Below are 7,706 nucleotides of genomic sequence, written 5' to 3' on the forward strand. Positions count from 1 at the left end.
TTTTCATCAAGGTTATCGGTGGAAGGGCAGATAAGTCATGGTATATGCCTATTTTATGACCACCGTGAAACCGGCAGCAAGCCGGACATGAAAAATGACGTTCAACAGAGACCAGAAGGATTTTTCCATGAAATATTTTTCGCGCAGCCTGATTGCCGTTTCGGCAGTGGCGCTGATGTCGGCAGCTGCGGCAGCCGAGGCCAAGACATTTGTATATTGCTCGGAAGCCTCTCCCGAGGGTTTTGATCCGGCACCCTATACCGCAGGTGGCACGTTCGACGCCTCGGCCCATCCGATTTACAACCGCCTGACCGAATTCAAGAAAGGAACGACCGAGGTCGAGCCCGGTCTGGCCGAAAGCTGGGATGTGTCGGAAGACGGAACCGAATATACCTTCCACCTGCGTGAAGGCGTCAAGTGGCACTCGAACGAGGCATTCACCCCGTCGCGCGATTTCAACGCCGATGACGTGATCTTTTCTTTCGAACGTCAAAGCGATGCCGATAATCCGTGGCACCAGTATATCCCGGGCGTGACCTATGAATATTACACCTCGATGGCGATGCCATCGTTGGTGAAATCGATCGAGAAAATCGACGACTACACCGTGAAGTTCACGCTGAACCAGCCCGAGGCACCCTTCCTTGCCAATATCGCGATGGCCTTCGCGTCGATCGTGTCTAAGGAATATGCCGATACGCTGGAAGCGGCGGGCCGTCAGGAAGACCTGAACAACATGCCGATCGGCACCGGTCCGTTCACGTTCCTGGCCTACCAGAAAGATGCGGTTATCCGTTACCGCAAGAACCCAGATTACTGGGGTACCGCGCCCAAGATCGACGATCTGATCTTTGCAATCACCCCCGACAGCGCCGTGCGTTTGCAAAAGCTGAAGGCCGGCGAATGCCACCTGATGCCTTATCCGGCGCCTGCCGATATTGAATCGATCCGTGCGGATGACAGCCTGACGCTGGACGAACAGCCCGGTCTGAACGTCGGCTATCTTGCCTATAACACCACCGTCGCGCCCTTTGACAATCCGAAGGTCCGCAAGGCACTGAACATGGCCATCAACAAAGAGGCGATTGTTCAGGCGGTGTTCCAGGGTGCAGCAGAACCTGCCAAAAACCCGATCCCGCCGACCATGTGGTCCTATAACGACGCAATTCAGGACGACCCCTATGATCCCGAAGCCTCCAAGGCGATGCTAGAGGAAGAGGGCGTTACCGATCTGTCGATGAAGATCTGGGCGATGCCAGTTCAGCGTCCCTATATGCCGAACGCGCGCCGCACCGCCGAACTGATGCAGGAAGACCTGTCGAAGGTCGGCGTCAACGCCGAGATCGTGTCCTATGAATGGGGTGAATACCTGTCCAAATCGATGGAGCCGGGCCGCGATGGCGCAGTTCTTCTGGGGTGGACCGGTGATAACGGCGATCCCGACAACTTCCTGTCGGTTCTGCTGTCCTGCGATTCGGCGGGTGACGGCGGCGCGAACCGCGCTTTCTGGTGCAACGAGGAATTCTCTCAGCTGTTGCAGGATGCCAAGGTGACATCGGATCAGGCAGAACGCACCGCTATCTATGAACAAGCCCAAGAGGTTTTCAAGGATCAGGCACCGTGGTTCACCATCGCGCATTCGACGCAATATGTGCCGATGTCGAACAAGGTATCCGGCTTTGTCATGAGCCCGCTTGGCGATTTCACCTTCGAAACCGTGGACTTGGCTGAGTAATCGGCCCGACCCGTTTTTGATAACCGGACGCGCGGGGCCCATGCCCCGCGCTTTCCATAAGGTAAGGGGCATATGGTCCGTTTCATTCTTTCAAAACTTCTGTTCCTGATCCCGACATTCCTTGGGATCACGATCATCGCATTCGGCTTTGTCCGGATTTTGCCGGGTGACCCCGTGCTGCTGATGGCGGGAGAACGCGGCGTATCGCCCGAACGTCATGCCGAATTAAGCGCCCAGCTTGGCTTTGACCGTCCGCTGGTGATGCAATATTTCGAATTTCTGGGCCGGCTGTTCCATGGTGATCTTGGCAATTCGCTGGTCACAAAAAAGCCGGTTCTTGGCGAGTTCCTGACCCTGTTCCCTGCCACGGTCGAGCTGGGGTTGTTCGCCATCGTTCTGGCCACGCTGATCGGCGTGCCGGTAGGCGTTTTCGCCGCTATCAAGCGCGGCAGCTGGTTCGATCAGGTGTCGATGACCGCCGCACTCGTCGGTTTTTCCATGCCGATCTTCTGGTGGGGCCTGCTGCTGATCATCTTCTTTTCGGGCATCCTTGGCTGGACGCCGGTATCGGGCCGTATCAGCTTGATGTATTACTTCCCTGACAGCACCGGATTCATGCTGATAGACAGCCTTACGTCAGGACAGAAAGGCGCCTTCACATCGGCAGTAAGCCACCTGATTTTGCCGTCTGTCGTGCTGGCCACGATCCCGCTGGCCGTGATTGCCCGCCAGACCCGTTCCGCCATGCTCGAGGTAATGGGAGAGGATTACGTCCGTACCGCCCGTGCCAAAGGCATGCCGCAGCGCCGTGTCATCGGCGTGCATGCCCTGCGCAATGCTATGATCCCCGTCGTCACCACCATCGGCCTGCAGATCGGCGTGCTGATGGCCGGTGCCATCCTGACCGAGACGATCTTTTCATGGCCCGGCATCGGCAAATGGATGATCGACAGCATTTCGCGCCGTGATTATCCGGTGGTCCAATCCGGCCTGTTGTTGATCGCAGGCATGGTCATGCTGGTCAACCTGCTGGTCGATCTGACATATGGCCTTATCAACCCCAGGATCCGTGCATCATGAGCGATACGACCGTCAAGCTTTCAGACGCCGCCATCCGTCGCAGGATGCTGGCCGAATTCTGGTTTTATTTCAGCCAGAACCGCGGGGCCGTTGTCGGCCTTGTTGTCTTCACCCTGCTGGTTGTCGTGGCACTTTTTGCGCCAGTTCTGGCCCCGCATGGTGCCGCGACGCAATATCGCGATGCGCTGCTGCTGCCCCCTGTCTGGCAAGAAGGCGGGAACAGCCAGTTCCTGCTGGGCACGGACGCTGTGGGTCGCGATATGCTGTCGCGCCTGATTTATGGCGCGCAATATTCGCTGTTTATCGGCATCGTCGTCGTCTCGATCGCGCTGTTTGGTGGCATCATCATCGGTCTGGTTGCGGGTTTCTTCCGTGGCTGGGTCGATAACGTCATCATGCGTGTCATGGACCTTATCCTTGCGTTTCCGTCGCTGCTGCTGGCGCTGGTTCTGGTTGCCGTTCTTGGGCCGGGGTTGACCAATGCGATGATCGCCATCGCCATCGTCTATCAACCGCATTTCGCCCGCCTGACCCGCGCCGCTGTCATGAGCGAGATGGAGCGGGAATACGTCACCGCCGCCCGTGTGGCCGGTGCCGGCAACCTTCGCCTGATGTTCAAGACCATCCTGCCGAACTGCCTTGCGCCGCTGATCGTTCAGGCAACACTGTCGTTTTCATCGGCGGTTCTGGATTCTGCGGCGCTTGGCTTTCTGGGTATGGGCGCACAGCCACCCACCCCTGAATGGGGCACGATGCTGGCCGAGGCGCGGGAATTTATCCTTCGCGCATGGTGGGTCGTGACTTTCCCCGGTCTGACGATCCTTGTGTCGGTTCTGGCCATTAACCTGATGGGGGACGGTCTTCGTGACGCCCTTGATCCGAAACTGAAGCGGAGCTGAAGAATGTCCATTCTGAATATCCGTAATCTGACCGTCAAATTTGCCACCGCAACCGGCAGTTTTACTGCTGTTGACGGGATCGACGTCCATGTCTCCAAGGGCGAGGTGCTGGCCATTGTCGGTGAATCCGGTTCGGGAAAATCCGTGTCCATGTTGGCGGTGATGGGGCTTTTGCCCGATACCGCCACAGTGACGGCGGATGAAATGACCTATGACGGGCGCGACATCAGCAAGATGTCCAAGGCCGAACGGCGCAAGCTGATCGGTCGAGAGATCACGATGATCTTTCAGGAACCTGTCGCCTCATTGAACCCCTCCTTTACGGTCGGCTTCCAGATCGAGGAGGTGCTGCGCATCAATCTGGGCCTGTCAGGGCGTGACGCGCACCGGCGCGCGGTGGAGCTGTTCACTGCCGTCGGTATTCCTGATCCAGAAGCCAAGCTGAACGCCTATCCCCACCAGATGTCAGGCGGCCAGTGCCAGCGTGTGATGATTGCCATCGCGATTGCGTCAGAACCGCGTTTGTTGATCGCCGATGAACCGACGACTGCATTGGACGTGACGATCCAGAAGCAAATTCTGGATCTGCTGATGAAGCTGCAGGAAGATTATGGCATGGCCCTGATCCTCATCACCCATGATATGGGCGTTGTGGCCGAAACCGCTGACCGTGTTGTTGTGCAATACAAAGGCCGCAAGATGGAGGAGGCAGACGTTCTGTCGTTGTTCCAATCGCCGCAAAGCCCTTACACGCGTGCGCTTCTGGCAGCATTGCCCGAACATGCAACAGGTGATCGCTTACCCACCGTGTCCGACTTTTTCCAAGAGGAGGCCGCAAGATGACGCCCGTTGTCGAAGGCCGTGCCATCACCCGCGATTACCATTCCGCAGGCGGAATGTTTTCCAAGGGCAGTACTGTCCGCGCCCTGAAAGGTATCGACTTTCAGGTGCAAAAGGGAAAGACGCTGGCGATTGTCGGAGAAAGCGGATCGGGCAAATCAACGCTTGCCCGCATCATTGCGCTGATCGACCCATCCTCCAGCGGTGACATCATGATCGAGGGGAAAGCTGTCGACATCAGCGCCCGCCGACCCGGTCCGGATATGCGGTCCAAAGTGCAGATGGTGTTCCAGAACCCCTATGGCAGTCTGAATCCGCGCCAGAAGGTTGGCGACGTGTTGATGGAACCGTTGATCATCAACACCAAAGTTCCTGCCGCCGAACGTCGCGAACGTGCACAAGCCATGTTGCAGAAAGTCGGCCTGCAGCCCGAACATTTCAACCGCTATCCCCATATGTTCTCGGGGGGGCAACGGCAGCGAATTGCCATTGCACGTGCCTTGATGCTGAACCCGTCATTGCTGGTGCTGGACGAACCAGTCTCGGCGCTGGATCTGTCGGTGCAGGCGCAGGTGCTGAACCTTCTGGCCGATCTGCAGGATGAATTGGGGCTGACATATGTCTTCGTCAGCCACGATCTTTCTGTCGTTCGCTATATCGCGGATGATGTGATGGTCATCTCGAAGGGTGAAGCGGTCGAACAGGGAAGTCGTGAGGAATTGTTCAGCAATCCCAAACACCCTTATACCCAACAGCTGTTCGCCGCGACACCGGCAACCGATCTTGAGGCCATCAAGGCCCGCGTCGCTCGCCGTAAAGCGGCGGGTTCAGGTGCGGCTGTTCAAGGGTAGGCCATATAGAATGGTTCTGACGATGCGGCGCAAACAGCGGGGCGCAATGTGTTGGCCCTTGGCATTGTCAGAACCTATCTAACTTAATGTATTGCGGTAAAAAGCTCTATTTTATTCGGAGCGGTGGTTTTGAATTCTGCACTTCCCCGTGCCAGCAGCCAGCCGTCCTTACGTTCAAGATAGGCAACGATCTGCACGCCTGATTTTGTCTTTATATTTACCGGTAATGGCAGGTCGAACAGGATTTGCCGTGATTGACCGTCGCTTGGCATACGGAAGGTCAAAGCGGACGGCTGATTTTCGCTCTGCAGACCGGCGTTTTCGATCACAACTTCGATTTGTCCTTCGGGAATTGGCATATCGCCTTCGAAGGTGACGATGCATCTGATGCCGTCCGACGCCCTGACGGCTTGTCCGCTGACGACCGCAAATGCTGCGATCCCTGCGGTCATGAAAACAGTTCGGCGTTTCACGTAAACCTCCGGTCAGGTGTTGAATGGATAAGGGGGACCGATTGGCCACCCTTAGTTTTTTGATCAAACGATGGTGAAATCGGCTGCCGTCAGATTCAGGTTTGCGCTTATATGGGCAAACTGGATTGCCGCGTCATCACCGCTGCCGTCAGCGTCATAGAACAACCCGCCAGAGTTGCTGTTATAGATAATACGATCATCTGTATCAGCTGCAAGGCCGCTGGTGCTTGCAAAGAAAGCGTCACCGGCAAGCGCGCCGCCGCCGCCCAGATTGTCGAATACAAAGCTGTCCAGCACGATCAAATCGTCGGTCACATTGAAGTCGGCAATCCGGTCGATGTTGCCGTCGCCCAGCTCGGTCGAGAACCGGAATGAATCCGCGCCCGCTTCACCGCTCAGGGTATCTGCCCCAAGACTACCATCCAGCAGGTCATTGCCGGCCCCACCGCGCAAACGGTCATTGCCAACCTCACCGGGTTGAACGGCGGGTTCGGGGAAGTCGATCGAAACGTTCAACTTATAGTCGGACCCTGCAGGGACCGCTTCTTCCCATCCGTCGCCGGGCGCATCGCCGCTCCAGCTGCCTTCCAGAATATAGTAGGTTCCGGTTTCCTCGATTGTATGGACCAGCCCGGAATCGCGGGTAGAGGTCGATCCGGTATCGGACCCGCCGTCATCGTTCTGGGCAACAATATTGCCCGCACTGTCAAGCAACCGGACCCAGCTGTCGTGCACATTGGGATCGGGGATGCCATCAATGTCGATGGTGACGATCATGCCGGCAGTCAGATTGATACCATAATATCCGCCTGCGCCATTGCCGGTCGTATTTACTGTCGTATGCAGGACCGTGGTCGAATTTGCGATATCCGCATCCTCGGCCAGCGAGAAGTTGTCAGAAATGTCTAAGGCGGTCTCAATCGAGTTGTTGCTGGCATCAGCATCAAGCGTTGCATATCCCGAACCCATACCGGGCAGCGGAATGCCCTTCTCATAGGTGAAATCACCCAGCAGGGTATCATTCCCTGCACCACCTATGATGACATCCGCACCGCCCTGACCGGTCAGGACGTTATCGCCGTTGTCACCAGTGATTTTATCCCCGAAGCTTGTGCCCGACAGGTTCTCGATCGAGATGTATTTGTCGCCACCCATTCCGGTGCGATCTAGAATAAGTTTGATGCCCTTTTTAACGCCGGAATAATCAGCAGTGTCGCTGCCGTCACCGCCATTCAGGATATCGGCCCCGCCACCACCTGTCAGGGGGTCGTTGCCCGCGCCACCTTCCAGAACATTGACGCCAGTAGTTCCGGTCAAATGATCGCCGAACGCCGAACCGACCGCGTTTTCGACATCGACGATGATGTCATGGCGGACAAGGGTTCCCACGCCGACAATCTGGACGGGACCGTCGCCATCGCCGCCTTCGGCCGTGCCATTGGCAGATCGACCATCACGCCGCTGCTGCTGTCACTATAGACAACTGTATCATTGCCCGCGCCGCCGTCACCTGATTTGTGCATGTATTGATGCCCCCGTTGGTGCAAGTGATTTTGAACGGCGCGAGCGTGTGATCGGGTGCGGTCATGTATCAGGCCTCTGTATGCGGCGTTGATGTGACCGCGGGCCGGTATGGCGATGCGCGGACCAGAGGCATATCAACAAACCGAGCTCGTGGCCCCTGCACAAATGCTGCTTTCTCTGACCCGGATCTGATCAATCCTTTGCCGTTACTGTTCAGTGACCTCCTCACACCCCCGACTTACCGGGACGTCGTGACGCGCAATTTCCGCTACGCCATCGTCGTCACCGGATTCCGATAATCCTC

8 protein-coding genes are annotated in these 7,706 nt (G+C 56.9%); 6 read left to right on the forward strand and 2 right to left on the reverse strand.

Going from position 1 to position 7,706, the window contains the following annotated elements; genetic code table 11:
* Window positions 1-127 precede the first annotated feature (127 nt).
* From DWB67_RS11380 to DWB67_RS11400, 5 genes are all read left to right on the forward strand, one after another.
* Window positions 128-1,735 carry an ABC transporter substrate-binding protein gene (locus tag DWB67_RS11380; RefSeq protein WP_119807661.1) on the forward strand — a complete coding sequence of 536 codons (1,608 nt, stop codon included), beginning with the start codon at window positions 128-130 and terminating at the stop codon, window positions 1,733-1,735.
* A gap of 72 nt (window positions 1,736-1,807) precedes the next feature.
* Entirely contained in the window at window positions 1,808-2,815 is a 1,008-nt protein-coding gene (locus DWB67_RS11385; protein ID WP_119807662.1) for an ABC transporter permease subunit, read from the forward strand.
* Window positions 2,812-3,714: an ABC transporter permease subunit gene (locus DWB67_RS11390; protein ID WP_119807663.1), complete on the forward strand. Its 903-nt coding sequence runs from the start codon at window positions 2,812-2,814 to the stop codon at window positions 3,712-3,714. The genes DWB67_RS11385 and DWB67_RS11390 overlap by 4 nt, the downstream gene beginning before the upstream one ends.
* A 3-nt stretch (window positions 3,715-3,717) precedes the next feature.
* Window positions 3,718-4,557, forward strand: a complete 840-nt coding sequence (locus DWB67_RS11395; protein WP_119807664.1) for an ABC transporter ATP-binding protein — start codon at window positions 3,718-3,720, stop codon at window positions 4,555-4,557.
* Window positions 4,554-5,405: an ATP-binding cassette domain-containing protein gene (locus DWB67_RS11400; protein WP_119807665.1), complete on the forward strand. Its 852-nt coding sequence runs from the start codon at window positions 4,554-4,556 to the stop codon at window positions 5,403-5,405. Before DWB67_RS11395 ends, DWB67_RS11400 begins: the two co-directional genes overlap by 4 nt.
* Window positions 5,406-5,488: 83 nt before the next feature.
* On the opposite strand, the gene DWB67_RS11405 is transcribed toward DWB67_RS11400, so the two are convergent.
* The gene (locus tag DWB67_RS11405; RefSeq protein WP_119807666.1) at window positions 5,489-5,857 is read right to left on the reverse strand and encodes a hypothetical protein; all 369 of its coding nucleotides are present in this window, start codon (window positions 5,855-5,857) and stop codon (window positions 5,489-5,491) included.
* 84 nt (window positions 5,858-5,941) lie between these two features.
* On the reverse strand, window positions 5,942-7,195 hold the full coding sequence (locus DWB67_RS18580; protein WP_305036731.1) for a calcium-binding protein: 1,254 nt from the start codon (window positions 7,193-7,195) through the stop codon (window positions 5,942-5,944).
* On the opposite strand from DWB67_RS18580, the gene DWB67_RS18355 reads away from it, so the two are divergent.
* Complete coding sequence (locus DWB67_RS18355; RefSeq protein ID WP_255418653.1) at window positions 7,196-7,357, forward strand: hypothetical protein; 162 nt, start codon at window positions 7,196-7,198, stop codon at window positions 7,355-7,357.
* Window positions 7,358-7,706: the final 349 nt, after the last annotated feature.

The sequence above is a fragment of the Paracoccus sp. JM45 genome, from assembly GCF_003590715.1.
In the GTDB taxonomy this organism is placed as follows: Bacteria; Pseudomonadota; Alphaproteobacteria; order Rhodobacterales; family Rhodobacteraceae; genus Paracoccus.